The sequence below is a fragment of the Psychroflexus longus genome (genome assembly GCF_020164595.1).
Taxonomy (GTDB): Bacteria; Bacteroidota; Bacteroidia; order Flavobacteriales; family Flavobacteriaceae; genus Psychroflexus; species Psychroflexus longus.
Genome location: NZ_JAIQZE010000010.1, coordinates 70,543 through 97,153 on the forward strand (window position 1 = coordinate 70,543; position 26,611 = coordinate 97,153).

At 37.4% G+C, this 26,611-nt stretch carries 23 protein-coding genes; 9 read left to right on the forward strand and 14 right to left on the reverse strand.

Features of this window, described 5'->3' with window-relative positions:
• The first annotated feature begins 6 nt into the window (after positions 1 to 6).
• The 7 genes from LB452_RS09835 (at position 7) to trxA (ending at position 9,507) form a co-directional block, all read left to right on the forward strand.
• Positions 7 to 453, forward strand: a complete 447-nt coding sequence (locus LB452_RS09835) for a FixH family protein (RefSeq protein ID WP_224461570.1) — start codon at positions 7 to 9, stop codon at positions 451 to 453.
• Entirely contained in the window at positions 454 to 1,155 is a 702-nt protein-coding gene (locus tag LB452_RS09840; RefSeq protein WP_224461571.1) for a sulfite exporter TauE/SafE family protein, read from the forward strand.
• Positions 1,156 to 1,337: 182 nt separating this feature from the next.
• On the forward strand, positions 1,338 to 5,849 hold the full coding sequence (gltB, locus tag LB452_RS09845; RefSeq protein ID WP_224461572.1) for a glutamate synthase large subunit: 4,512 nt from the start codon (positions 1,338 to 1,340) through the stop codon (positions 5,847 to 5,849).
• Positions 5,849 to 7,306 carry a glutamate synthase subunit beta gene (locus tag LB452_RS09850; protein WP_224461573.1) on the forward strand — a complete coding sequence of 486 codons (1,458 nt, stop codon included), beginning with the start codon at positions 5,849 to 5,851 and terminating at the stop codon, positions 7,304 to 7,306. The genes gltB and LB452_RS09850 overlap by 1 nt, the downstream gene beginning before the upstream one ends.
• A gap of 28 nt (positions 7,307 to 7,334) precedes the next feature.
• The gene (locus LB452_RS09855) at positions 7,335 to 7,733 is read left to right on the forward strand and encodes an STAS/SEC14 domain-containing protein (RefSeq protein WP_224461574.1); all 399 of its coding nucleotides are present in this window, start codon (positions 7,335 to 7,337) and stop codon (positions 7,731 to 7,733) included.
• Between the two features lie 147 nt (positions 7,734 to 7,880).
• Positions 7,881 to 9,167 (forward strand): acetyl-CoA hydrolase/transferase family protein, encoded by a 1,287-nt coding sequence (locus tag LB452_RS09860; RefSeq protein ID WP_224461575.1) that lies wholly within the window; start codon positions 7,881 to 7,883, stop codon positions 9,165 to 9,167.
• 40 nt (positions 9,168 to 9,207) lie between these two features.
• On the forward strand, positions 9,208 to 9,507 hold the full coding sequence (trxA, locus tag LB452_RS09865; RefSeq protein ID WP_224461576.1) for a thioredoxin: 300 nt from the start codon (positions 9,208 to 9,210) through the stop codon (positions 9,505 to 9,507).
• Between the two features lie 66 nt (positions 9,508 to 9,573).
• On the opposite strand, the gene LB452_RS09870 is transcribed toward trxA, so the two are convergent.
• Both LB452_RS09870 and hemN read right to left on the reverse strand, forming a co-directional pair.
• On the reverse strand, positions 9,574 to 10,407 hold the full coding sequence (locus LB452_RS09870) for a universal stress protein (protein ID WP_224461577.1): 834 nt from the start codon (positions 10,405 to 10,407) through the stop codon (positions 9,574 to 9,576).
• Positions 10,408 to 10,418: 11 nt separating this feature from the next.
• Positions 10,419 to 11,762 (reverse strand): oxygen-independent coproporphyrinogen III oxidase, encoded by a 1,344-nt coding sequence (hemN, locus tag LB452_RS09875; RefSeq protein ID WP_224461578.1) that lies wholly within the window; start codon positions 11,760 to 11,762, stop codon positions 10,419 to 10,421.
• A 123-nt stretch (positions 11,763 to 11,885) separates the two neighbouring features.
• On the opposite strand from hemN, the gene LB452_RS09880 reads away from it, so the two are divergent.
• Entirely contained in the window at positions 11,886 to 12,329 is a 444-nt protein-coding gene (locus tag LB452_RS09880; protein WP_224461579.1) for a methyltransferase family protein, read from the forward strand.
• A gap of 3 nt (positions 12,330 to 12,332) precedes the next feature.
• Here LB452_RS09880 and LB452_RS09885 read toward each other — a convergent pair whose 3' ends face one another.
• Positions 12,333 to 13,091: an SDR family NAD(P)-dependent oxidoreductase gene (locus tag LB452_RS09885; RefSeq protein WP_224461580.1), complete on the reverse strand. Its 759-nt coding sequence runs from the start codon at positions 13,089 to 13,091 to the stop codon at positions 12,333 to 12,335.
• 172 nt (positions 13,092 to 13,263) lie between these two features.
• Here LB452_RS09885 and LB452_RS09890 point away from each other — a divergent pair, with 172 nt between their 5' ends.
• Positions 13,264 to 14,133 (forward strand): sterol desaturase family protein, encoded by an 870-nt coding sequence (locus LB452_RS09890; RefSeq protein ID WP_224461581.1) that lies wholly within the window; start codon positions 13,264 to 13,266, stop codon positions 14,131 to 14,133.
• 8 nt (positions 14,134 to 14,141) lie between these two features.
• Here the strand turns inward: LB452_RS09890 and LB452_RS09895 are convergent, their stop codons facing one another.
• The 11 genes from LB452_RS09895 to LB452_RS09945 form a co-directional block, all read right to left on the reverse strand.
• On the reverse strand, positions 14,142 to 14,366 hold the full coding sequence (locus LB452_RS09895) for a DUF6095 family protein (RefSeq protein WP_224461582.1): 225 nt from the start codon (positions 14,364 to 14,366) through the stop codon (positions 14,142 to 14,144).
• Positions 14,350 to 15,171, reverse strand: a complete 822-nt coding sequence (gene murQ, locus LB452_RS09900; protein ID WP_224461583.1) for an N-acetylmuramic acid 6-phosphate etherase — start codon at positions 15,169 to 15,171, stop codon at positions 14,350 to 14,352. The genes LB452_RS09895 and murQ overlap by 17 nt, the downstream gene beginning before the upstream one ends.
• Positions 15,171 to 15,980, reverse strand: a complete 810-nt coding sequence (locus tag LB452_RS09905) for a DUF4249 domain-containing protein (protein ID WP_224461584.1) — start codon at positions 15,978 to 15,980, stop codon at positions 15,171 to 15,173. Before LB452_RS09905 ends, murQ begins: the two co-directional genes overlap by 1 nt.
• A 3-nt stretch (positions 15,981 to 15,983) precedes the next feature.
• A complete protein-coding gene (locus LB452_RS09910) occupies positions 15,984 to 18,359 on the reverse strand; it encodes a TonB-dependent receptor (RefSeq protein ID WP_262903000.1) in 2,376 nt (791 codons plus the stop codon).
• A 68-nt stretch (positions 18,360 to 18,427) separates the two neighbouring features.
• Positions 18,428 to 19,069, reverse strand: coding sequence for an O-methyltransferase (locus LB452_RS09915; protein ID WP_224461585.1), 642 nt, complete (start codon positions 19,067 to 19,069; stop codon positions 18,428 to 18,430).
• Entirely contained in the window at positions 19,069 to 20,154 is a 1,086-nt protein-coding gene (locus tag LB452_RS09920; protein ID WP_224461586.1) for an amidohydrolase family protein, read from the reverse strand. Before LB452_RS09920 ends, LB452_RS09915 begins: the two co-directional genes overlap by 1 nt.
• 140 nt (positions 20,155 to 20,294) lie before the next feature.
• Positions 20,295 to 21,866, reverse strand: coding sequence for a SulP family inorganic anion transporter (locus tag LB452_RS09925; RefSeq protein ID WP_224461587.1), 1,572 nt, complete (start codon positions 21,864 to 21,866; stop codon positions 20,295 to 20,297).
• A 377-nt stretch (positions 21,867 to 22,243) separates the two neighbouring features.
• Entirely contained in the window at positions 22,244 to 23,131 is an 888-nt protein-coding gene (locus LB452_RS09930) for a bifunctional 5,10-methylenetetrahydrofolate dehydrogenase/5,10-methenyltetrahydrofolate cyclohydrolase (RefSeq protein ID WP_224461588.1), read from the reverse strand.
• 9 nt (positions 23,132 to 23,140) lie between these two features.
• Entirely contained in the window at positions 23,141 to 24,532 is a 1,392-nt protein-coding gene (locus LB452_RS09935; RefSeq protein WP_224461589.1) for an FAD-dependent oxidoreductase, read from the reverse strand.
• Entirely contained in the window at positions 24,525 to 25,793 is a 1,269-nt protein-coding gene (gene kynU / locus LB452_RS09940) for a kynureninase (protein ID WP_224461590.1), read from the reverse strand. The genes LB452_RS09935 and kynU overlap by 8 nt, the downstream gene beginning before the upstream one ends.
• Before the next feature lie 3 nt (positions 25,794 to 25,796).
• Positions 25,797 to 26,492, reverse strand: coding sequence for a hypothetical protein (locus LB452_RS09945; RefSeq protein ID WP_224461591.1), 696 nt, complete (start codon positions 26,490 to 26,492; stop codon positions 25,797 to 25,799).
• Positions 26,493 to 26,611 lie beyond the last annotated feature (119 nt).

A 26,611-nucleotide genomic window follows, 5' to 3' on the forward strand; every position in this document is an offset into this window, starting at 1 on the left:
AAAATTATGAAATTAAATTGGGGAACATCTATAGTAATAGCATTTGTACTTTTCATTGGATTCATCATGTTTATGGTGGTACAAATGTTGTCAAATAAAGAACTAGAATACGACCTTGTCGTGGAGTCTTATTACCAAAAAGAATTGACTTTTCAGGACGATTTGGACTCTGCACAGAATGCGGCAGATTTGGAAAATCAGGTGAATATAGCAATGACATCAGAAGGGCTTCAGATTATTTTTCCTTCAGATTTTGATTATTCTGAAATAGAAGGAGAAGTTTTTCTTTACAGACCATCAGATAAGGCATTGGATTTCACAGTTCAGCTTCAATTGGAAAACAGTGAATATGTTTTACCAAGATCATTGATGGAGGCTGGGAAATGGGAAGTCAACCTAAAGTTTAATCACAAAGGCGAAGATTATTTTATTCAACAAAAAATTCAAATCTAAATGTTGTGGACAGCTTTCATTTTAGGACTTTTAGGTAGTTTTCACTGCGTTGGCATGTGTGGACCTATAGCCCTTATGCTGCCCGTAGATCGCCGAAACCCATGGCGAAAAGCCTTCCAGGTTTCCTTATACCATTTAGGCAGAATAACAACCTATGCGCTCATAGGCTTGGTATTTGGCCTTATCGGCGAAAGTTTTGCATTATTCGGATTTCAGCAACAACTCTCAATTATCATTGGAGTTATCATGCTGTCTTCTCTTCTTTTTTCTGAATCTATTCTAGGAAAGCTTAATCTGGCCAAACCACTTTATAAATGGGTAGGTAAACTGAAGTCCGAGCTTGGCTCTTCGTTAAAGAAAAAGGATCTCGATACATTCTATTATTTAGGCTTTCTGAATGGTTTACTACCCTGCGGCTTGGTCTATATGGCAGTTTTTGGATCTATAGCCATCACAGGATTGTTTGAAAGTTCATTGTATATGGCCTTCTTTGGTCTAGGTACAATCCCGCTAATGAGCATTGTGATTTATGCTAAAGACTGGCTCAAATCAGTTTTAAAATTCAATCCTAAACGCTTAATTCCTATTGCTATTGCCATAATTGGCATTCTTTTTATCCTTCGAGGAATGGGGCTTGGTATTCCTTACGTTTCCCCAAAACCTGCCCAAACTCAAGTAACTTCTTCTATGGAATGTCATTAACTTTGAGATTGACCTTCCTCCATTCTATATTTAATTTCATACACTTACGAAATCGTTTTAGTTTAGCTTATAATCAATTTTAACAAAAATAATGCTTAATTAATCTTCTACTACTGATTATTTTCCTCATAATTAACTAGATTTAAGAGTTAATTCTTATAATAACAGTTGAAAATATTTTTATGAAGGGAGAATCAATGTACGATAGTAGTTTTGAGCATGACGCTTGTGGAATCGGGTCTGTCATAAATATTGATGGGAAAAGAGAACACCAGCTTATAGTCGATGCTCTCACCATGTTGGAAAATATGGAGCATCGGGGAGGAACAGGCGCAGACCCGGAAACAGGCGATGGGGCTGGAATTCTTATTCAAATTGATGAAAATTTTATAAAGGAAATTGCAAAAGAGATTGCTGTTGATATTGATGCCGGAAAACCTGTAGGAATTGGAATGCTGTTTTTTCCAAAAGTTCGAAGCGTTGCCAATCAGTGCAAAGAAATTTTAGCCAAACATGCAGAGGAACTCGATCTTGAAATTTTAGGATACAGAACGGTTCCAGTAGATTCTAAAGTTCCGGGTATGGGAGCAAAACCTGTGGAACCATTAATTGAGCAGGTTTTGATTCAGCCAAAAACTAAAATGTCTAACGAAGAACTGGAAAGAAAACTCTTTGTTCTCAGAAATCATACAACTCATTATATAGGTAAAAACATACAAGGTAACAATAAGGCATTTTACGTCTGCAGTATGTCTATCAATACCATCATATATAAAGGGCAACTCAAGACCAATCAACTAAGAAAATATTTTGAAGATTTAAGAAATCCAAACTTCAAATCTGCTTTTGCGATTATTCATTCACGGTTTTCAACTAACACGTTTCCAAATTGGAAACTGGCTCAGCCTTTTCATTTTACATCTCATAATGGCGAAATCAATACGATTAGGGGGAATGTGACAAAAATGAAATCTAAGGAGGCAAATTTTAAATCTAAAGTATTCTCCGACGAAGATCTTCAGCGTTTACTTCCCGTCACTAATCCCGAGCATTCAGATTCGGCTAACTTAGATGCCATGGTAGAAATGCTTGTTCTGGATGGGCGACCTTTGGAACACGCGATGATGATGCTTGTGCCAGAAGCCTGGCAGGATAATACATCCATAGACCCAGAACGAAAGGCCTTCTACAAATACCATGCTTCTGTAATGGAGCCCTGGGATGGCCCGGCAGCGCTTATTTTTACAGATGGTAAGAAGGTCGGGGCAACATTAGACAGAAATGGTTTACGGCCTTCAAGGTATTGCATTACATCGACCAACCGCTTTATCATTTCTTCTGAAGCCGGCGCACTTCCTGTGGATTCTTCACAAATTATCAAAAAAGGTCGTTTACAACCTGGACGTATGATCATGGCAGATCTTGATTCGAATAAAGTCATTTACGACGATGAAATTAAAAATAGAATCGTCAAGGATAAGCAGTATTCGCAATGGATTAAAAACCAACGTATCAAATTAAGGCTTCAGCCAATTCCTGAATTTGAAGAAAATAAATTATCAAGTGAAGAGTTACTTCACCTTCAAAATGCCTATGGTTATACCTCAGAAGAATTGAAAGTTATTCTTGCCGATATGGCCGTAAGAGCAACAGAGCCAATAGGATCAATGGGTGCTGATACGCCGCTGGCTATATTGAGTAAACAAAGTCAACATGTGGCCAACTATTTCAAACAATTGTTTGCGCAAGTTAGTAATCCACCAATAGATCCTATTAGGGAGAGAATGGTAATGTCACTATTTACAAGAGTTGGAGAAAGTCTTAATATATTGGATGAATCTGAATTACATACCAAACAGATTCATATTTCACAACCTGTTTTATTGGATTCTGATATTGAAAAATTTAAGCATCTAGCAGAAAAAGGCTTTGACTACGGTTTTATAAATTGTGTTTTTAAAGCGGATGGAAAACCTGGAAGCTTAGAGAAGGCTATAGATGAGGTTTGTAAGGAAGCAGAAAATGCAGTGAAATCTGGTAAAAAGGTTTTGATTTTATCTGATAAAGTTATTGATAAAAACCATGCGCCAATCCCATCTTTGCTTTCCACTGGAGCAGTTCATCACCATCTAGTCAAACTGAATTTGAGAACTAAAGCTGGTATTTTAGTACAAGCGGGAGACATTAGAGAAACACATCATTTTGCAACTTTAATAGGCTATGGAGCCAGTGCAGTCAATCCTTATTTAGCTCTACAATCTATCGAACATCTGCAGATCGATGGAAAACTCGATGCAGATATAAGTGTAGACCAAGCCAAAGCCAATTATCAAGAGGCAATAGGGTATGGGCTCCTAAAAATTCTCTCTAAAATGGGAATTAGCACAGTTCAATCTTATCAAGGCGCTCAGATTTTTGAAGCTTTGGGCTTGCATACTACCGTGATTGAAAAATGCTTTAAAGGGACCATATCAAGGATAGAAGGAATTGATTTTGATGGACTTGCTCAAGAAGTTCTAGTCAGACATCATAAAGCTTTTCCGGGAAATGATGAGGTGAAAAAGAGTTTGGAAGTTGGCGGGATCTATCAGTGGAAGTTGAGAGGTGAAAAACACCTTTTCAACCCGGAAACTATTCATTTGCTTCAGCATTCTTCACAGACGGATAATTTTCCCTTGTATAAAAAGTTTGCTAAAACGGTCAATGACCAATTAAAAGATTCATTGACCTTAAGGGGTTTACTGGAGTTCAAGAAAAGAACACCCATACCACTTGCGGAAGTAGAACCGGCAGAAGATATAATGAAACGTTTCGCTACTGGAGCCATGTCATTTGGTTCTATTTCGCACGAAGCACATTCAACTTTAGCTATTGCTATGAACAGGATTGGTGCCAAAAGCAATAGTGGAGAAGGTGGAGAAGATGAAGCCAGATTTGAAGTCAAGCCAAACGGTGATTGGGAGCGTTCTGCCATAAAACAAGTAGCTTCAGGTCGTTTTGGGGTGACGAGTTACTACCTCACCAATGCTGATGAACTCCAAATTAAAATGGCTCAGGGAGCAAAACCAGGAGAAGGTGGCCAATTGCCTGGTCATAAAGTTGATGAGTGGATTGGTAGAGTAAGAAATTCTACTCCCGGTGTTGGATTAATATCACCACCACCACACCATGATATTTATTCAATAGAGGATTTAGCTCAGCTTATATTTGATTTGAAAAATGCAAATCGCAAAGCCAGAATCAATGTGAAATTAGTTTCACAAGCAGGAGTTGGGACTGTGGCTGCCGGAGTTTCAAAAGCCAATGCTGATGTGGTTTTGATTTCTGGAGCCGATGGAGGAACCGGAGCGTCTCCTTTAAGTTCTATACGTCATGCAGGTTTGCCTTGGGAACTTGGTTTGTCCGAAGCTCATCAAACGCTGGTGAAAAATAATTTAAGAAGTAGAATCACCGTTCAGGCGGATGGTCAATTGAGAACTGGTAGAGACCTCGCCATCGCGACTTTACTCGGTGCTGAAGAATGGGGAATTTCTACGGCAGCTTTGATTGTGGAAGGCTGTATCATGATGAGAAAATGCCACACTAATACCTGTCCTGTAGGTGTTGCAACCCAAAATCCAGAATTGAGAAAACTCTTCACAGGGAATCCAGACCACGTGGTCAATTACTTTAGATTCCTGGCGGAAGATTTGAGAGAAATCATGTCACAACTTGGGTTCAAGACAGTGAGTGACATGGTTGGTCATTCAGAAGTAATGAAAGTAAGAAAAGACGTACCATTCTGGAAATTGAAAGATTTGGACTTGAGTCCAATTTTGTATCAAGAACACATAGCTGAACAAGTAGGTGTTTTCAAACAAATTGATCAGGATCATGAAATTGATGAAGTTTTGGACTGGAAACTTTTGGAAGATGCAAAACCAGCTTTCGAAAGTAGTAAATCAGTCAAAAACTCATATTCCATCAGAAATATTGATAGAGCCACTGGTGCAATTTTATCCAATGAAATCAGTAAAAAATTTAAAGCTGAGGGATTGAAAGAAGATACAATACATTTCAAATTTGATGGATCTGCTGGTCAGAGTTTCGGCTCCTTCTTAGCTAAAGGCGTCACTTTTGAAGTTGAAGGCGAATCCAATGATTATTTTGGCAAAGGATTATCCGGTGGAAAATTGATTATTTACCCTCCAAAATCCTCTTCATTTGATTCAGCAGAAAATATAATTATAGGAAATGTGGCTTTTTATGGAGCAACATCAGGAACAGCTTATATCAATGGAATGGCTGGCGAACGTTTTGGTGTCAGAAATTCAGGAGTAGAAGCCGTAGTAGAAGGTGTAGGAGATCATGCTTGTGAATATATGACCGGCGGTAAAATTATAATTTTAGGAGAAACAGGTAAGAATTTTGCAGCAGGTATGAGTGGCGGAATCGCTTATGTACTCGATGATCACAATGCTTTTGAAAATAACTGTAACAAGGCAATGGTTGGACTAGAAATACCTTCAGAAGATAATTTTGAGGAACTTAAAGTCTTGATTGAGAGTCACTATAAATTGACGAGAAGTAAGAAAGCTAAGCACGTTTTAGATCATTTTGAAGAGATGAAATCTCATTTCGTCAAGATTATTCCACATGATTACAAACGAATTTTAGAAGCGAAAGAAAAACAAGAACAAAAAATAGTAGCATAATGGGACAACACGACGGATTTTTGAAATATGATAGGGAGTTGCCAAACAGTAGAGCTCCAGAAGTGAGAATTGGTGATTATAAAGAAATTTATGAGCCTTTTCCAGAAGAGAAGACCAAGAGTCAGGCAGCAAGATGTATGGATTGTGGAGTGCCCTTTTGCCATTCAGGTTGTCCGCTTGGTAATATCATTCCAGAATTTAATGAAGCAGTTCATAACGAAGATTGGAAAAATGCAGTTTCCATTTTATACTCAACTAATAATTTTCCTGAGTTTACCGGAAGAATTTGTCCAGCACCATGTGAAGCTAGCTGTGTTTTAGGAATTAATAAAAATCCTGTGGCGATTGAACACATTGAGAAAACAATTGCTGAGAAAGCTCACGAAATGGGATTTATAAAAGCCAATGCACCTAAAGTGCGGACAGGCAAGAAAGTCGCTGTTATCGGTTCCGGCCCTGCAGGGCTTGCCGCTGCAGATCAATTGAATAAAGCTGGTCACTGGGTTACTGTATATGAACGAGAAGCGAAAATTGGTGGATTGTTAAGGTATGGTATTCCAGATTTTAAACTTGAAAAATGGGTAGTAGACCGTCGCATTCAAATCATGGATGATGAAGGAGTACGTTTCAAAGTTAATGCTGAAGTCGGTAAAACCGTAAATCCTGATATGTTAAAAGACGATTTTGATTCCATAGTGGTTTGTACCGGTTCAACGGTTCCAAGAAATCTCCCTATACCTGGCAGAGAATTAAAAGGCATCCATTATGCTATGGATTTCCTTAGTCTTCAGAATAAGGAAATTGATGGAATTAAGTTTGACGATAAAATTACTGCAGAAGGCAAAAATGTCGTGGTTCTAGGGGGAGGTGATACAGGTTCAGATTGTATAGGCACTTCTCACAGACAAGGTGCTGCATCTGTATTGCAACTGGAATTAATGCCGAAACCTCAAAGCAGTCGCGGAATAAATGATCCATGGCCAATGTGGCCAATGACATTGAGAACATCCTCTTCACACGAAGAAGGCGGTGAGCGTAAATGGAGCACCTTAACCAAGGAGTTTGTTGGAAACGATAAAGGTGAGCTTACTCACATCAAGCTTGTAGACCTAGAGTGGGTCAATCAGGGTGGACGACAACAGATGAAGGAAATCGAAGGAACAGAGCGTTTAATACCCTGTGAACTTGCTCTACTGGCGATCGGTTTTACCCAGCCAGAAAGCTCACTTTTGAAGCATCTTGGTGTTTCTCAAACTAAATCTGGAACCATAGATTCTAATAATTATTCAACAAATATAGATTTCATATTTGCTGCAGGAGATGCTAGAAGAGGACAATCGCTTGTTGTCTGGGCTATTTCAGAAGGCCGTGAAGCTGCCAGGGAAGTTGATGAATTCTTAATGGGAACTACCGAACTTCCATCCAAAAACGATTCATACTTAAGTTTGGAAGTATAAAAGTTTATCTTAAATTTGGATAAAAATTTTGAAAAAGAATCCTTACGCAGTTGTAGATCAGACAGCATTTCCTTTAATAACGGTAACATTTACTGGTGAAAGAGGAACGAACGCTAGCTTCAAGTCCTACCTGAAAGAACTAGATGATTGCTATTTTGCACAGCAGAAATTGGCAATTGTTTTTGATGCTACAAAGGCCGTGGTGCCTAAAATTTCCCACCAGATTTTGCAAGCTCAATGGTTAAGGGAAAATACTACTTTGATGGAAGACTATTGCTTAGGGACAGCTTATGTGATTCCAAATAAAACCATGAGATGGGTGTTAAAGATGATTCTTTTGCTCCAAAAACAGCCCGTTCCTTTTGAGATATTTTCAACGTATAAAGATGCACAAGTCTGGACCTGGAGTCAAATTCAAAAGAATTAATTGGTTCACTTCAAAATTTGAGGTCTTTTTTTTATCAAAAAACCTTTCCAGAAACTGATTGAAATCATATAAGCTTTTGTTTAAGCTCAGCCATAGTAGACTTTTGGCTCTTATTTTTGTACTTTAATTTAATATAGAAACAAGTATATGATTCATCTACTTAATAAAGTGACTGCTGAAGAAGCCGTTTCCAAAGTAACTTCTGGGGATAGAGTTTTTATCCAAGGTGCAGCGATGACTCCCTTAAAACTTATTGATGCTCTAGTTTCGAGATATAAAACCTTGGAAAATGTTGAAATTATGCACCTTCACACTGAGGGTCAGGCAGCATATACAGAAAAACCTTATTCTGATGCCTTCAAAATTAATAGTGCCTTCGTTAGTGGAAATGTTAGAAACTCAGTGAGAGAAGGGAACGGTGATTATATTCCTATTTTCCTAAGTGAAGTCCACAGACTGTTCAGACGTTCAATCTTGCCTTTAGATGTTGCTTTTATACAAGTTTCACCTCCAGATCGGCATGGCTATTGTTCGCTTGGTGTCTCAGTTGACATCACAATACCAGCGATCCAAACCGCTAAGTTGGTTATTGCACAAGTCAATCCTCAAGTGCCAAGAACTCATGGTGATGGTATTATTCATATGAGTGAGTTAGATTTTGCTGTTGAAGTAGATGAGTCCATATTTAGTCATGAACCCGCTCAAGTTTCAGAATTGGAAAGGAAAATAGGAGCTAATGTTGCAAGTTTGGTCGAGGATGGTGCAACATTACAAATGGGCATTGGAGGAATTCCAAATGCTGCCTTACAAAATCTTGGGGGTCACAAAGATCTCGGTATTCATACAGAAATGTTTTCTGATGGAATTTTACCTCTTGTTGAGAGTGGTGTGATCAATGGAAGTCAAAAGGAAGTAAAAACTGGAAAAATTGTAACTTGCTTTGCTTTGGGTTCCCAAAAACTTTATGATTTTATGGATGATAATCCACTGGTACACATGAAAGAAGCAGCCTATACCAATGATACCGCTATTATTAGGCGTAATCCTAAAGTGACAGCTATTAACTCAGCTATAGAGATTGATCTGACGGGTCAGGTCTGTGCAGATACAATCGGAAAAATGCAGTTTTCTGGAGTGGGAGGTCAGATGGATTTTATAAGAGGAGCTTCCTTGTCTGAAGGAGGGAAAGCTATCATCGCCATGCCATCTGTGACCAGTAAAGGCATTTCAAAAATTTCTTCATTCCTGAATGAAGGTGCAGGTGTAACGACAACTAGAGCTCACGTACACTATATAATCACAGAATATGGAGTCGTTAATCTTTATGGTAAAAATCTAAAACAAAGAGCAGAAGCCTTAATTTCAATCGCTCATCCAGATCATAGGGAAGATCTTGAGAAAGCAGCTTTTGAACGCTTTAGGTCAAAAGCTTAATAGATAATTAGTTTGAGTATTAATTTAATAATTTACAATTATGAGTCAGAAATTTAATGAAATTATAAAAAGCGAAACTCCCGTACTTATAGACTTTTTCGCTGATTGGTGTGGACCTTGCAAAATGCTAGCTCCAATCCTTAAAGAAGTAAAAGAAGAATTTGGTGATGCTATTAAAATCATCAAAATAGATGTGGACAAAAACGAGCAATTAGCAGCTAAATATCAAGTGCGTGGTGTGCCAACCATGATTGTTTTCAAAAATGGTGAGCAAAAATGGAGGCAAAGTGGTGTTCTGCAGAAAGATGAGATCGTTCAAGTCATCAAGTCAAATTCTTAATGTCTTGGTTTAAAAACAAAAAAGCACCTCAACTTGAGGTGCTTTTTTATTAATACAAATTATTTATCAAATTTTGAGAGTGAGAACTGGCAATTCTGAATGATTAACCACATCTTCACCGATACTTCCATTGAAGAAATGAGATAAGCCTTTTCTTCCGTGTGTTGGGATAATGATGAGGTCAGCTTTAAGTTTCTTCGATCCATTTAAAACTCCTTCCTGTATGGTGTAATCATTAAAAATTTCGATATGCTCCTTATTTAATGGCATTTGAACCTTATTTAGAAAGACTCGCATTTGCTCATGTATTTCTGTTGTACTGCTGAACTGATTCCCAGGGAGATTCACATACAGCATATGCATTTTTGCATCAAAACTATCTGCAAACTTTTTAGCTTTTTGATAGGCTTCAATATTTTCGATTTCAAAATTAGAGGCGAATACTGTATTTTTAATATTGATACTTTGTATTTCATTTTTGACAACCAATACTGGTACTTCAGAATATCTTACAACTTTCTCCGTGTTTGAACCTATCACAATTTCCTCCAATCCTGATGTGCCACTTGAACCCATCACGATCATATCAATCTCGTTTTTACTAACTGTATCTCTAATAGCCATTGCAGCAGATCCTGGTTCAACGTAACTTTTTACAGTGACATCCTCTAAATAATCTTGTTTTAAAAATTTCTCAAAACGCTTATGAGCAAGTTTCATGAAAAAAATGATTTGCTCGTCGTTGACATTAAACTGTTCTGCGCCAAACAGAGATTCTGCAAGTTCGACTACATGCAATACATGCACTTCTGCATTATTCTTTTTGGCGAGTTGTGCTGCAACTTTGAGTGCGTTTTCAGATGGTGTTGAGAAATCTACGGGTACTAATATCTTTTTCATAATATTTGGATTTAAATGGTCATTGAAAATAATTCTGATTCTGTTTGCTTCGCTTTCAATCTAAGATCAAAGGCCATGCATATGTTTCTAATAAAAGCTTTTCCTGCTGGTTTTACTTGTATCATATCATCTTCGATGTTTATTAAGTCGTCAGTTTTAAATTCATCCAGACCGCTTTTAATTTCAAGCTGATGACTAATGTCTAATCCATCCAGATCAGTTACAAAGTGACACATTAAATTTAATATTTTTCTTCTGATAATCAGATCGGTTTTATTCAAAATATGACCCCGGGAAACGGGTAATTCATTTTTGGACAAACTAGTATAGTATTCATTAAGTTTTTTATGGTTTTGCGAAAATCCATACCAACTATCGCTTATGGCAGAAACTCCTAAACCGATCATTTTGTCAGTTTTGGTAGTGGTGTAGCCCATAAAGTTTCTGTGAAGATTTTGATTCTGAAAAGCTTTGGTTAAATCATCTTCAGGCAATGCAAAGTGATCCATTCCAATTTCTATGTATCCTTGATCCTCGAGCATTTTTTTTCCCGTTTCATATTGCTGACGCTTCAAATCCGGAGAAGGTAAATCCTTTTCATCATATCCACGCTGTCCATTTCCTTTGGTCCATGGCACATGGGCATAACTATAAAATGCAATACGATCTGGCATTAATTCTATGGTCTTCTCTATGGTTGAAATAACATCTTCAAGGGTTTGTAATGGTAAACCGTAAATAAGATCGTGACTCACAGAATTATATCCCAATGCTCTAGACTGTTCAGTAATTCTTTTGACAGTTTCAAAAGACTGAATCCTGTGTATTGCAATTTGAACTTTAGGATTATAATCCTGTATGCCGTAACTCACACGATCAAAGCCTAACTGCCGCAATGTTTGCAAGTGATCTGTTGTCGTATTATTAGGATGACCCTCAAAGCTATAGCTTACATCTTCAGGAATTTCACAGGTTTTTTTAATTGTTTCCAGTAGATATTCCAGATGTTTTGGATCGAAAAAAGTCGGTGTTCCGCCACCAAGGTGTATTTCTTTCAGAATAGGTTTATCCTGAAGAATTTCCAAATACATGTTCCATTCTTTAAGAAGAGCGTCTATGTAGGGTAATTCAACTTCATGACGTTTAGTGATACGTTTATTACACGCACAAAACGTGCATAAACTCTCGCAAAAAGGGAGATGAATATACAAGCTTATTTCTCTGGAAGAATTGTCTTGTTGAAGACTATGGATCCATGACTTTGTACTGTAAGTGGTTTCATCCCAAAAAGGAACCGTCGGATAACTCGTGTATCTAGGTCCGGGGACATTATATTTCTTTATTAAATTCTGCATTACCATTGCATTTTATTCAAAAGTAATAGGGAAGTGGCGTATTTAAAATGATATAAATCAGCATATAAGATATTACTATTATATGTGCGCGTAAAGAATGCTAACTTTGAAAATAAAAAGGGAATGCCAAAACTTAAAGATGTTGTTTTAGTTTCTATTCAGTTTTTCTTGATGCTAGTATATTTTCTGAATGTGGAGTGGTTTTCATTAAACTTTATGGAGCATTTCATATGGTTTTACCTAGGTGTTCTAGGTGTCGCTATTTCAGGAATCGCACTTTTACAGTTAAATGTTAACTTATCTCCTTTTCCAACACCTAAAGCTAATTCCAAACTGATTACTAATGGTGTTTTCAAAATCAGTAGACATCCAATTTATACGGGAATTTTAATCTTTATGTTTAGTTTTTCGTTCTGGCTTGGGGATGGTTATAAATTAAGTGTAAGTCTGGCGATTTTAGCTTTATTCTATTATAAAACCCGCTACGAAGAATCTTTACTTGAAAATACATTTGAGGATTATAAATTCTATAAATCCAAAACGGGACGGTTTTTTCCTAAATTCTAAACTCTAACTTCTAAGATAACTAGCTCCATTCACATCTATAATTGTTCCAGAGAAATAAGCGGATTCTTCTGAAGATAAAAATAAAATAGCATGAGCAACTTCTTCAGGTTTTGCCATACGATGGAAAGGAGTTTCTTGCAGCATTTTTTCATTTTCTGATGCAGTGAGTGTTTCCGTTGCCATATCGGTTTCTGTAAACCCAGGCGCTACAACACCAACATGAATATGATGAGGGGCAAGTTTTTTTGCAAGGGATTGGCTTAAAGCATTCAACCCTGCTTTACTAGCGCCATATGCGGGCTGATCGGGTTCTCCACGAAAAGCACCTCTGGATGACACATTAACTATACTTCCACTACCAGCTTTTATCATATGATGTGCCGCTAGGTAGCATAAATGCGCTGGAGCAAAAAGATTGGTTTGAAGTGTTTTCTCCCAGGCAGAAGTCCAGTCTTCAAAATCAATCTCATCTACTTTATGAGAAATCGCTATTCCTGCATTATTGACCAATACATCTATTTTTCCGTAGGCATCAATGAAATCATCAATCAGAGCTTTAGCTTCTTCCTTGACAGAAACATCCCTCTTAAAAAGTTGATGTCCACTGCCTGGTAGTTCTGCAAGTGTTTTTTCTGCTTCACCAATTCGACTTCTAAAGTTGATACCGACTTTGGCTCCTTTAGCGGCAAAAGCGAGAGCAGTAGCTTTTCCAATTCCTCTGGAGGCTCCAGTGACTAGTACACATTTATCTTTAAAATCCATAGACTTTGTTTGAGTTAAAAATTTATTCGAAATAAAAATAAGGCTTTTTGAAGTTGATAAGCATCTAAAATGGTTAATAATGCCTGCTTCGCTTTTACTTTGGAATTTAAGGGATTTTTGTGACAAAGGTTACACCTGTAATCGCTTTGAGAGCTTAATTTTGTGTTCCGCTATGGAAAAATATATTGACATCTTTTTAAACTCATTTTCAGGGTATTTTAATTACCTGATCAATGAAATTCAAAACCCTTCGCTGACAAATTATTTTTGGTGGTTGATTGGACTCTCCTTTTTAGTCCTCGCTATGGAAATCATTATCCCTTGGAGAAAAGACCAGAAAATTATAAGAAAAGGATTTTGGCTGGATGTATTTTACGTCTTCTTCAACTTTTTTATCTTTTCTCTTATAGGTTATAATGCTGTTTCCAACGTGTTTGTAGAATTGTTTAATGATTTCTTAGGCTTATTCGGAATTGATAATTTAGTCGCTTTTCACATTCAGAATTTCCCGATTTGGTCTCAATTTCTTATCATGTTTCTGGTGGCAGATTTCATTCAATGGAATGTTCACATACAATTGCATAAACGCTCATGGTTGTGGAAGTTTCATAAAGTTCACCATAGTGTAAAGGAAATGGGTTTTGCGGCTCAATTCAGATTCCACTTTATGGAAACTATTGTTTACAAGGTGGTACAATACGTTCCACTAGCTATGATAGGTTTTGGAATTCAGGAATTCTTTATCGTACACATGTTTGGTGTTTTGATTGGACATCTGAACCATGCTAATGTCGGTTGGGATTATGGACCTTTTAAATATATATTGAATAATCCTAAAATGCATATTTGGCATCATTCCAAAGCTTTACCAGAAGAGCGTCCTTATGGAATGAATTTCGGGCTAACTTTAAGTCTTTGGGATTATTTATTTGGCACTGCTCATATTCCTGAAGATGGTAAAAATATTGAGCTTGGTTTTGATAGCGATGAAGATTATCCTCAGGATTTCTGGAATCAATTGAAAAGGCCTTTCAAGGAGTAAGCTGATCTTTATTCGTCAAACAAGGCTTTCAAAAGGGTCATAATCCCTTTAAAAATTAGAAAAATAGCTCCAAAACTAATTAAAATTCCAATTATTAAAATTGGCCAGTATAAAGTTTTATCTTGATTGTTGAAGGCACTATATAATATTGAAGGTCCAATGAAAATGAGCGGTAAAGCACCTGCCAGATATTTCACGCCTTTGGCTAAAGTATCTTTATTGGTGTGTTTCATGATCGATAGCTTTCCTCACACTTCCGTGAATTTTTAATAACTCATCAGCTTTCTTTTCTGAAATATTTAAAGCCTCAGCAATTAGAAGGTTTCCACGCTGCTTTAGTTTTGCATTGCTAAGCTGCATATCTACCATCTTGTTGTCTTTAACTCTGCCCAGCTTAACCATTACCGAAGTTGAAATCATGTTCAACACCAACTTTTGGGCTGTTCCTGCTTTCATTCTGGAACTTCCTGTTACAAACTCTGGTCCTACAATTACTTCAATGGGATAGTCAGATACTCTTGAAATTGGTGAGTTTGGGTTACAAACAATACAGCCAGTAATAATTTCTTGCTTTTGGCAAGCTTTCAATCCACCAACCACGTAAGGCGTAGTTCCAGAAGCTGCAATGCCTATCACAACATCATCTTTTTGGATATGATGCTCTTTGAGGTCTAACCAGGCCTGTTCGGTATCATCTTCGGCGTGTTCGACTGCTTTTCTGATGGCTTTGTCACCGCCGGCTATGAGTCCGTTAACCAGTTCTGCCGAAACTCCAAAGGTTGGTGGACATTCACTGGCGTCCAAAATCCCCAATCTTCCGCTGGTGCCTGCACCAATGTAAAATAATTTTCCTCCCTTCTGAATTTGCTTTACGGTCACGTCAACTAAGCTTTCAATGGCTTGAATTTCCTTCTGAACTGCGAGTGGAACCTGTTGATCCTCAGTATTTATATGGGTTAAAAGTTCCCGTGTTGACATGGTTTCCAGATCTCTGTACTTGGAAGATTGTTCTGTTATTTTTTCGAATGATTTGCTCATTATTGAATGGTATAAATGACTTCATCTACTTCTGAAAGTCCAAAATAACCAAAAATTAATTCTTCTGAATCATTTTCATTCTTGATGTTTCCTCTCACGGTAGCAGGTTGAGTTTCAAAAGGACCACCTGCGCTGCCAGCCTGAGCAAGTAGTATTTCCAAGAAGTTAAAGTACTCTCGTGAAATCCCATGAATTTGTACACCTATTTCCATTTCCGGCGCTAGGTCTTCTTCCGAAAATAATCCAAATATTCTGTTGCCATCATTGAATTCATCATCGAAAACATTAAAGTCTGGGAAGGCAAGAAAAGGAGCGAAAAACTTGAATAAATAATAATTTTCTATTCCTTCGGGATCTTTGTAGAATGCTTTTAGTTCGATGTCTTCACCAGAAAAACCGCCTTCATCATTTTGTTCAATAGAATCTATGGCAACTACAGGTTTCAGAGTTTCTTCTGCGGTATAGACGCTACCATCAAGTTCTATCGTTAAGCTGTAAAGTTCATTCAGTTCTGGTTCAAAATTATCAGTGGAATATTCACCTGAAGTGACTTCTTCAAAAATAAATTCTTTACCAGAACTGTTGCTTACCGCTATACTCGCTCCAGAAACCGGATTGGGTTCTTGCTCAAAAAAACCACGCGTACGAGTCAGCTTTATGGTTTGATTTGCTCCATCAGTACCTTTTTTCCAACTCAATATAGCATCCACGATAAGTCTTGGCTGTGCTTCTTCCAGATCTACTTCTACCACATCTTCACAAGCGGATAGCAAGCTTACAAGACCAAGTAAAATAAAGAATTTCCTCATCATTTAAAATTTAAAACTATAACTAACAGATGGAACTATTCCGAAGATAGAAAATCTAACCGCTTCATTTTGCCCTGTGGTTGTATTCTGCTCAAAATTTAACGATGCGGCGTTTCTTCGGTTATAAACATTATAAATACCAAAATTCCAGGAGGAAGACCAGCTTTTGTTATTCTTTTCTGGAGTATAAGTCGCTGATAAGTCTAGTCTGTGGAAAGTAGGTAGTCTGTTCAAATTTCTTCCTTCAAAAACTGGAATATCAAGATCCTGAAATTCAAATTGGCCGACGGGAAAATTCACAGGTCGCCCAGTTTGTAGTACAAAATTACTATTAATCTGCCATTTTTCATTAAGCTCGTAACTGCTGGTTAAAGACACATCATGTGTTTTATCATAACCATTGAGATACCAATCTCCATTATTGATGCCGATTTCATTAGGTGTTCTTCCAGGTGTGCGCTGCTCACTTCTGGATAAGGTGTAAGATAGCCAGCCTGTAAGTCTTCCTGTATTCTTTTTGAGATAAAACTCAAGTCCATAAGCTCGGCCTTCGCCATTGAGGATCACCCGTTCAATAGCATCATTGGCAATGAGGTTGGCCCCGTCTATATAGTCAATTCTGTTATTGATGGTTTTATAAAAAACCTCAGTTTCTAAAGTGAAAGGTATGTTTTCAAAATCCTTGAAATAACCAAAAGCAAATTGATCTAGTTTTTGTGGCTTGATGTAAGTGCCACTCGGAGCCCACACGTCAAATGGAGTAGGAGATGAGGTGTTGGATAGCAAATGAAGGTTTTGAACCATGCGGTTGTAACTTGCTTTTATAGAAGTATTGTCGTCTATGAGGTAAGAAATTCCAGCTCTTGGTTCCAAATTTATAAAGCTTTCGTTGACACGAGATGTGTTGCCACTTATTGTTTCCGTAGGAGTTGCTTCGACGTAGATACTTCGATTTTCGTCATATAAAAGCGGATTGTTATTGGAATAAATGTCGATGGATTCATCTTCCATTCTTAAAAATGCACTCACTCTTAATCCATATTGAATATTAATCTTGTCGCTTAAAGATTGATTTACAGACAAAAAAGCTGCATTATCAAAAGCATATTTGTTATTCAATTTTCTTGGGTTGATTCCAGAATCTGCAGTCGTAGGCACGATTTCACCAGGATTTATGGTATATTGAATGCTGCTCAATCCATATGAGAGATCAAGATTTGGGCTGATAGTATGATTGATCTGATAACTTAAATCGAAATTGGAAATACTATTATCAAAGTTGAAACCTACCAAAGCCAAATCAAGTTCGTAGTTGTATTGGCTATAAGAAAAATTCAAGTTTGAATTTATATTTTCATTGAACTTGTGTTCCCAGTCTAAAATCCCAAATGCATTACCGTAAATATTGGTAAAGCTATCGTTGATATTGACGTAATCTAAACCGTAGTAACCAGAAAAGCTCAGCGAATTCTTCTCGTCAATATTGAAATTCAGTTTGGTGTTTAAATCGTAAAAATAAGCAGAATTAGAATTGTCTGTTAGTTTCAGGAATAAATGTGCATAAGTCCCTCTTCCACTCAGGAGGAAGAAACTTTTGTCTTTTTGAATAGGTCCTTCCAAAGTGAGTTTACTGGAGATGACTCCAATTCCACCCTCGCCTTTTAATTTTTGTGTATTTCCTGTTTTTTGTTTGATATCCAAAACTGAGGATACACGTCCTCCATAGTTGGCGGGAATACCACCTTTATAAAGTTTTAGATTTTTGACAGCATCCGGATTGAAGATGGAGAAGAAGCCAAAAAGGTGAGAGGAGTTATAAATTAAAGCATCATCTATCAAAATTAAATTTTGATCGGTGGCTCCACCTCTTATATTAAATCCAGAAGCTCCTTCACCAGCGTTAGAAACACCAGGGAGTTGGAGTAAAGACTGTATAACATCAACCTCACCAAAGACCACTGGAATTTTCTTAATACTTGAGGCATCAAGTTTACTCACACTCATTTCCGGATCTCTTATATTAATGCCTTCAATATTATCTGAGACTACAACTTCCTGCAAATCCTCAGTCTGTGGAATCAAATTGAAATTTAATGTTTTATCATTATTGAAGGTGATTTGTTGCTCAATAGTTTTAAAACCAAGATAAGTAACTTTGATCGTATAATTACCCTTAGCAAGTTTTATTGAATACTTTCCATTTTCGTTGGATACCGTTCCTCTATTGCTATCATCGATAATGATATTTGCCCCAGGAATAGGTTGATTATTATCGTCAAGTACAGTGCCTGAAAGCTCATAGCCTTGTGCTGAAACAATATGAGCATTAATTAAAAAAAAGAGGATGAATAAAAATTTGATAGCTGAAATTTTGATCAAATATATTTAACAAAACTTACTCTAGCTCTGAATAAAACTTTAAATAAAATAAAATATTTCACAATTTTTTATTGCTTCCTTGAAATCGTAAATCCGTCTCTTATAGGTAATAAAAGGGTTTCGATTCTTGGATCGTTTTTGAGCAGTAAATTATATTCCAGTAAAGCCTTGGTGTCTTTATCTCTAGGATTAAGCTCTTCAACAACTTTACCGCTCCATAAAACATTGTCGGATAAAATTAGCCCGCCAGGTTTGAGCTTGTTAATAATTAATTCAAAATAACGTGGATAAGATATTTTATCGGCATCGATGAAAACCAAATCGAATTCAGCATCAATTTCAGGGATTATTTTTCTTGCATCACCAGTATATTGAAAAATTCGATTTCCGTAGCCGCTAAGATCGAAATACTTGCGCTGCAGATCATACAGTTCCTCGTTGCGATCGATGGTATGTATTTTCCCTTTTTCTGAAAGACCTTCTGCTAAGCTTAAAGCTGAGTAACCTGTATAGGTGCCAATTTCTAAAATAGAGTTTGGTCGAACTAATTTTGAAATTAAACTCAACAGCCGGCCCTGGTAATGCCCACTTAGCATTCTAGGCTGAAGGACCTTTTGCCAGGTTTCTTTGGTTAATTTTTGAAGCAAGTCGGGTTCGTCTTCTGAATGTGCTTCAACATAATTTTGAAGCTTTGATGAGATAAAATCCATTAGCTAATGATCTTGTTGACTAAATCTTCTTTTTTCTTCTGATCATCTCCAAACAGCCATTGAAGTACGTTATCCGACCATATTTCGTCCTTTTCTACTTCGGTGATGACCTCTTGTTCTAAAGCTAAATCTAATATTTTTCCTGGATAAGAGGATTGAGGTTCGCTCTCCATTTCACCAAGCGGATAAGGATCGTCTAGTCCTGCTAGGATTTGGGAACTTTTTTGATTTTCTAATAGTAGCTTCAAAGATCGCGTATCGTGAACTAAAGTGTCAAAGAAAATATTCTTATGTCCAACCGATTTTCTTGGGTGAACTTTGCCTTCAAATAAATCTGGACGACCATCAAAACCTTGAATACGTCTCCCTAAATTGATCTGTGCCAATTGTCCGCCATGGGCGAAACACACCCGCATGTTTGGATATTTATCGGGATAGCCATTCAAGGTTAAAAAGTGATAGGCATCTGCACATTGAGCCAGCATCCAGATGAGATGAAAACGCCAGGAGGTATTTTCCAGTTTAATGAACTTTTCGCCATCGTAAGGATGAATTTCTACGGCCAGATTATACTTGCTTGCCAGTTCAAAAATAGGTTCGTTTTCTTCATCAAAGATGCAACGCCAAGTGCCGATGCTGTCCATATAGTGAGTTGGTAAGCAGAGTAGTTTAAGATCTAATTCTTCAACGCAACGCTCGATTTCCCAAAGTGCACCACGCACAAAACCAGGATGAACTACAAATCCACAGGTGAATTTTTTAGGATGATTTTGTTGAATTTTAGCGTTGAAATCATTTTGAAAGCGCAGCGCTTTTTTCATTTCTTCCACGCGAAGCCCATTTCCGTAAAGTTGAGATAGATTGAGAACAACGGCATGGTCTATTTTGTAACGTTCCATCCATTCCAGCTTTTCGTTGAGAAAAAAACTAGAATCGGTTACAGGTCTTTTCCAGCCTTTTTGAAGCATGAATTTTTTATCCTCATCGATCCAGAAAATTTCCTTCTCACGCATGAAATCGGGAATTTCTTCTGGGTAAGGCAGCAGATGAGAATGGCCATTAATTCTAAGTTTTCGTTTTGTCATCTCTACTTTTGTTTAAATTTTCTGAGGCATTAAGGTAACTAAATTTAATTCAAAAAAAATTGCAACCGCTTTAAACAGCCATTGCAATTTAGTAATAAAATAAGGTATAAAACTGAAGAATTCACTTCAGAAGTATAGGTTTATTGTTTTTTCCAAAATTTTGTGGTTAAGCTTCTATCTAGATTTTTGATTTCTAGATCAATGTTTTTGAACTTGGCCGTTTGCTTAAAATCTTCAATAATTTCAAAAATATCATGATGAACAAATTTCGCATCACTACCATCAATAAGCAGGTGACTTTTTTCTGGAACATGGTCTAGGTATAACAGAATGTCAGCTTTGTTGAGGAACGTAGTTTCTTGTGAAAGTTTTAAAACATGATTCTTGTTTTCAGCATTGGCCTTTTCATTGATAAATGCATTTTTATAATTATCTCTCAAGATAAAGAAAACAGCTACCGTACCTCCAACTAAGATTCCAGTAATCAAATCTGTAAACATCACCACAAGAATGGTTATGATAAAAGGTAAAAATTGTTTTTTACCTTGTTTATAAACATTTTTATAGATCTCTAGACTTGTCAATTTGTAGCCGACTACAAAAAGCACTGCAGATAAAGCCGCGAGTGGAATCAAGTTTAAAACGTAAGGAATGGCAAGTACACAAACAAACATGATAATACCGTGGGTTATGGTGGCCGTTTTGGTACGTCCACCAGCGTTTACGTTTGCAGAAGTTCTTACGATAACAGCTGTAATGGGAAGTCCCCCAATAAAACCTGCTACAATGTTTCCAAGACCTTGAGCTTTCAATTCTCTGTTGGTAGATGTTCTTCTTTTGTAAGGATCTAATTTATCACCAGCTTCAGTACTCAATAAAGATTCTAAACTTGCAATAAATGCTATAGATATTGCGAATGTATAAACCTCCGTATTTCCAATAACTGAGAAATCCGGAAATTGAAAAAATTGGAAAAATTCACCAAGAGAATCTGCTACAGGGAGATTTACTAAGTGACTCGTGTCCAAAGCTAGACCAGGAAAAGAGGCTTTGAAATATTCGTTTAATAAAATACTTACAATTACTGCAGCAAGTGCAGATGGAAAAAATTTAAAAAAGGTGAATTTTTTCATAATAGGCCTGTCCCATCCTATTATGATGAAAAGTGAAACTATTGTGATAATTAAAGCACCATAATTGATGTGTCCTACAATATTCATTAATCCTGAAAAAGTATTGGTTCCATCGTTGTTTTTGAAACTATCAACGCCTTCAAACACATCGTCAACTCCGAAAGCATGTGGAATCTGTTTCAGTATTAAAATCAATCCAATAGATGCTAAAATACCTTTAATCATAGCATTCGGGAAGAAGTAAGCTACTGTACCAGCTTTTAGATAACCCAAACCTACTTGAAAAATCCCTGCAATAATAACAGAAACAAGGACAGCTTCGAAACTACCTAGAACCTGAATAGCCGTGAATATAACTAAAGCAACACTTGCTGCAGGTCCACTTACGTTTATACTTGAATTACTAGAAATACCAACGACAATACCTCCTATGATACCAGCAATAATTCCAGAAAATAGAGGAGCTCCAGAAGCTAAGGAAATTCCTAGGCACAAGGGTAAAGCAATTAAAAATACAACTAAGCCGGCTGATAAATCAGTAACAAAATGTTTTTTGATGAACTCGAGATTTTCCTTCATAGAATGTTTGGTTTTTTTTTAAAAGTCGCAAAAATAGTCAAAATAAAAGGTTTGGTCAGTTAAGTCAGCATTAAACTTTGGAAAAAATTTACGGATCTTCTTGAGTTTTGAAGAAATCGATGGAGATTCCGTAAAGTTTATGTTTAGAAATACTAACTGCTGAATACCATGATCTGAATTCCAGATTTACAACTTATTTCCTAAAACCTTCCATCTATCAATACCGTTTTCAACTTTTCCAGTGGTAAATGTTTCTATGTTCAACATTTTCTTATGCCTTTGACTTGTTAGGATAAAGAAATTTTAATACTGAATACTGTGTATGGAATATTTAATATTAGTTACCGATTACTAATTACCTGTCTAATATATATAATCTAGCTTTCAATCAAATTTTTCATTTTCCAAGCTTCGAATGTGTTTAGAATCAAACCAGCAATGGTCATGGGGCCAATGCCACCAGGAACTGGAGTGATATAGCTTGCTTTTTTTGAAAGCTCCTCAAAGTTACAATCTCCAACCAACTTGCCAGATTCCAATCTGTTGATGCCAACGTCGATGACAACCGCTCCTTCTTTGATCATATCTGCCGTCAAAAAGTTTGGCTGACCTACAGCTACAATAACAATATCTGCTTTTTTAGCTTCTTCTATCAATAATTCTTTAGGAGTATGAATATCGCAAGAAGTCACTGTAGAACGTCCCACTTCAAAGTCATTCCCCAACATGATCGCTATAGGTTTACCTACAATATTTGACCTACCTATCACCACAACATGCTGACTGTTGGTAGGGATGTCGTAATGCTGAAGCAGTTTTAAAATCCCATATGCTGTAGCAGGTCGCATGGACTTCTGGCCTAGAGCCATTTTTCCAAAATTCAGCGGGTGAAATCCATCAATATCTTTGTAAGCACTTATTTCGTTGATAATCGGTTTTGGGTCGATATGATCGGGGAGAGGCAACTGAACAATAAAACCATCAAAGTGAGATTTATTTAAAATTTTGATTTCAGAAATCAAGTCGAAGGTCGAAATATTGTCTTCAAAACGAATGATTTTGTAATTGATTTCTGCCCTCTCACAAGCTTTAGTTTTCGCTCGAACGTAAGATTCACTAGCTGCATTATGGCCTACCATCACAATCGCAATACTAGGTCGGGATAAATTATACCCCAGGTGTTTTTGGTCGATGTAATGATCGATATCTGCTTTTACGTTTTTTAAAATTTCTTTTGAGACTGCTCGGCCGTCTAGTAAGTTCATGACAATAAATTAAAGGTCAAAAATCAATTCGTTTTCCTCTGCTTTTTTGGAAACTTCACGCACCAAATTTAATTTTTCTTGAAGATTCATTTCAGGTTTTAGAATGTTTTTTCTTAACATTTCTTGAATGACCAGGTCCTGTGCCCGCCCCTGACTTATCGCTTTGGAGTAGGGAAGGTCTTCTCTGAAGGTCACCAGCGAGTATTTTGAATGGTAATCCTTTGGAAATTCCTTTTCAAAATCCAGCTCCAGTTTTCTTTTCGCTAGAAAAACCTCTTCAGCCGTATGCGATTTCATTTCATGAAAATTATCCAAAGCCAAATCTGCAATGGCATCAGCATCTGGTTTTCTGTGCTCACTAAACCGTTTCAAAGCAGCATCAACATCAAAATCAGTTTCCTTTAGAGCTTTATCAAATTCCACAACATCTTCAAATGATGCATTCATACCCTGCCCATAAAAGGGCACAATAGCATGAGAAGCATCACCCATCAATAGGGTTTTGCCATAAGTCCACGGTGAACAACGGATGGTTCCCAAAGGCGCCGTAGGATTTTCAAAAAACTCAGTTTTTAAATCTGGCATTAACTTGTAAGCATCAGGATAAACCTCTTTAAAATACTCTTCAACAATAGCCTCAGAAGTCAGATTATTGAAATTATATGTTCCACCTTCATAGGCTAGAAATAAAGTGACCGTAAAGCTTTTATCCATATTTGGCAAAGCGATCAGCATGTTTTCCCCTCGTGGCCAAATGTGTAAGGCTCCTTTTTCAGTTGCATAATCCCTAGTTTTGGTCGCTGGGAAAGTTAACTCCTTATACCCATGGGTTAGGAAGTCCTGCGAATGACTAAATAAAAAGCCTTTTTCTTTTTCCATTTGCTGTCTTACAATAGATCCCGCACCGTCTGTTCCTATGATATAATCGGCTTGCAAAGTATATTCTGAATCTGACCCTGCTGACTTAAAACTGGCGTTCGCTTGCTTAAGGTTCACGTCGGTACAAGTGACTTCAAATTGGATCTCGACACCAGGATAAGTTTCCAACTTATCTAAAAGTAAGGCGTTAAGACCAGTTCTGGAAATGGAATTGATGTATTCTCCCTCGCGACCGCTGTATTTTGAAAGTTGAGGTTCTCCCTCTACATTGTGCAACATCCTGCCGTACATCGGGATGCAAAGGCTTTCTACTTCTTTTTCTAAACCTACCAGTTTTAAACCTTTTAAACCGCGATTGGACAAAGCCAAATTAATGGAACGTCCAGCGGCAAGCTTGGCTTTTCGCAAATCTGGTCGCTTTTCCGTTAAAGTGACTTGATAGCCCAATTGGGTGAGTTGCAGAGCCAATAAAGACCCGCAAAGTCCAGCGCCAATAATCAGTATGTGTTCCTTCTTAGTCATGTAGACAATGTTTTAAACGTTGTACAAATTCATAAACATCCGTAAATGAATTATAAAGTGGAGCAGGAGCCACCCGGATCACATCGGGTTCCCGCCAATCGGCAACGACGCCTCTGGTAGTGAGTTTTTTAAATAAAGAGCGATCGGCATTTTTCATTTGTATGGATAATTGACATCCACGTTCTTCAGGTGATCGAGGGGTTAAAATTGAAATACTGGAATCTTTCAATTCATCTATCAAAAATTCAAGAAAACCCGTTAATTGGATGGATTTCTCTCTCAACTTATCAAATCCAGCTTTTTCAAAAAGGTCCAAAGAAGATCGCGTTCCTGCCAAAGATAAAATCGGTGGATTGCTTAATTGCCAGCCATCCGCTGTGGGTGTAGGATCAAATCCCACTCGCATGTTGAATCGTGAGTCTTTGTTATGTCCCCACCAGCCAACAAACCTATCGATCGTAGTTGATTTAATGTGTTTTTCATGAACAAAGCATCCGCCAATGCTTCCAGGGCCAGAATTGAGGTATTTATACGTACACCACACGGCAAAGTCGGCGCCGATGTCGTGTAAGTTAGGCTTAATATTGCCCGCTCCATGGGCTAGATCAAGACCTACCGTGATATTTTCTTTCTGACAGCGCTTGGCGATTCGTCTCAAATCAAACGCCTGGCCCGAATAGTAATTAGTGCTACCAATCATGACTAAGGCAATTTCATCTTTATGGGTTTCCAGTAACTCTTCAAAATCTTCATGTCGGCACAGGTGTTCATTTTCCCTTGGCTTCCACAGAATTAAACCGTCTTTGGGGTCGATGTTATGGAACTTTAATTGAGACTCCACCGCATATTTATCGGAGGGGAAGGCATCGCTCTCAATCAGAATTTTAAATTTTGTTTGAGTCGGTTTGTAAAACGACACCATCATCAAGTGAAGATTCACCGTCAAAGTATTCATGATGACGACTTCCTCTGGCTTGGCACCCACGATTTTAGCCATAGGCTCAGCTAAATCTTCATGAGAAGTGAGCCATGGGGTTTTGGCATCGGTATGGCCTTCAACTCCAAAATTTGCCCAATCCTTTAATTCCTGCTGAACATAGTCAGCCGTTTGTTTAGGCTGGAGCCCAAGTGAATTTCCGCACAGATAAATTTTAGGTGAACCGTCTGCTTTGACCGGGAAGTGAAACTGACTTCTGAAGGGGTTTAGAGGATCGTTTTGATCCTGTTCTTCTGCAAAAGCCCTGGAATTGATGTATTTCATAAATTAGTTGACGCTTATATCGGTAAAGAAAATTTTAAACTGGCCTTCTTTGGTATCGTGCATCCGGGCAATTTTGATGCCTTTAAAGTCATCGTAATCTTCCCAGGTGGTCGCCAGTCTTGGTTCGTCGCTACCGCTGGGGGTGTATGACCATTCACGAATCATGTTAGTGTCATCCACGTAAACATGGTAGGTGTCGCCAGGGGTATAACCCGCTTTATTTTTATACATGACGGAAATTTCCTGCATCAATTCATCAGAAATCGGTGCTTTTACTTGTTCGGCAACTTCATAATCAAAGTTATCGTCCCAAACCAAATGGAATGGAAATAGTAACCAGTATTTATCATTTACAAAACCACGATCGGCAAAAGCGATTTCTTCTTCAAACTTATTGGTGTTATACGTGAGGGTGGTGTCTTGCGTTTTCATAGTCACCTGACCTGTTTTAGGTTTCCATTTCCAGGTGCGGCTGGAGATATTATCTCCATTTTGAGCATTAAAGGTATACGATATAGAATCTACTTCAGACCAGTTGTCGTAACCATTGGCATAGGCGATTTCTTCGAGAAGACTCAGGTCTTTTTTAGAGGTCACTTCAGAAGTTGACGTAGCTTTTGAGTCTTTAGACTTTTCTTTTTTCTGCTGACATCCAACTAGGATGAGTAGAGATACACATAATAAAGCAAAATGTTTCATGGTGTTTATTTTTGAGTAAAGTTAAGCGATGCATAAGGCTTAGACAAATAAAATGAAATGGCAAGGAATTTATTTAACAGCTGTCGGAGATCTAAGTATTTGAAATTTTTAAAATATAC

Bases quoted from the DNA above. Each gene is read 5' to 3' on its own strand.
- LB452_RS09835 (WP_224461570.1), top strand. From the start codon at position 7: ATGAAATTAAATTGGGGAACATCTATAGTAATAGCATTTGTACTTTTC.
- LB452_RS09840 (WP_224461571.1), top strand. From the start codon at position 454: ATGTTGTGGACAGCTTTCATTTTAGGACTTTTAGGTAGTTTTCACTGC.
- gltB (WP_224461572.1), top strand. From the start codon at position 1,338: ATGAAGGGAGAATCAATGTACGATAGTAGTTTTGAGCATGACGCTTGT.
- LB452_RS09850 (WP_224461573.1), top strand. From the start codon at position 5,849: ATGGGACAACACGACGGATTTTTGAAATATGATAGGGAGTTGCCAAAC.
- LB452_RS09860 (WP_224461575.1), top strand. From the start codon at position 7,881: ATGATTCATCTACTTAATAAAGTGACTGCTGAAGAAGCCGTTTCCAAA.
- trxA (WP_224461576.1), top strand. From the start codon at position 9,208: ATGAGTCAGAAATTTAATGAAATTATAAAAAGCGAAACTCCCGTACTT.
- LB452_RS09870 (WP_224461577.1), bottom strand. From the start codon at position 10,407: ATGAAAAAGATATTAGTACCCGTAGATTTCTCAACACCATCTGAAAAC.
- hemN (WP_224461578.1), bottom strand. From the start codon at position 11,762: ATGCAGAATTTAATAAAGAAATATAATGTCCCCGGACCTAGATACACG.
- LB452_RS09880 (WP_224461579.1), top strand. From the start codon at position 11,886: ATGCCAAAACTTAAAGATGTTGTTTTAGTTTCTATTCAGTTTTTCTTG.
- LB452_RS09885 (WP_224461580.1), bottom strand. From the start codon at position 13,091: ATGGATTTTAAAGATAAATGTGTACTAGTCACTGGAGCCTCCAGAGGA.
- LB452_RS09890 (WP_224461581.1), top strand. From the start codon at position 13,264: ATGGAAAAATATATTGACATCTTTTTAAACTCATTTTCAGGGTATTTT.
- LB452_RS09895 (WP_224461582.1), bottom strand. From the start codon at position 14,366: ATGAAACACACCAATAAAGATACTTTAGCCAAAGGCGTGAAATATCTG.
- murQ (WP_224461583.1), bottom strand. From the start codon at position 15,171: ATGAGCAAATCATTCGAAAAAATAACAGAACAATCTTCCAAGTACAGA.
- LB452_RS09905 (WP_224461584.1), bottom strand. From the start codon at position 15,980: ATGAGGAAATTCTTTATTTTACTTGGTCTTGTAAGCTTGCTATCCGCT.
- LB452_RS09915 (WP_224461585.1), bottom strand. From the start codon at position 19,069: ATGGATTTTATCTCATCAAAGCTTCAAAATTATGTTGAAGCACATTCA.
- LB452_RS09920 (WP_224461586.1), bottom strand. From the start codon at position 20,154: ATGACAAAACGAAAACTTAGAATTAATGGCCATTCTCATCTGCTGCCT.
- LB452_RS09925 (WP_224461587.1), bottom strand. From the start codon at position 21,866: ATGAAGGAAAATCTCGAGTTCATCAAAAAACATTTTGTTACTGATTTA.
- LB452_RS09930 (WP_224461588.1), bottom strand. From the start codon at position 23,131: ATGAACTTACTAGACGGCCGAGCAGTCTCAAAAGAAATTTTAAAAAAC.
- LB452_RS09935 (WP_224461589.1), bottom strand. From the start codon at position 24,532: ATGACTAAGAAGGAACACATACTGATTATTGGCGCTGGACTTTGCGGG.
- kynU (WP_224461590.1), bottom strand. From the start codon at position 25,793: ATGAAATACATCAATTCCAGGGCTTTTGCAGAAGAACAGGATCAAAAC.
- LB452_RS09945 (WP_224461591.1), bottom strand. From the start codon at position 26,492: ATGAAACATTTTGCTTTATTATGTGTATCTCTACTCATCCTAGTTGGA.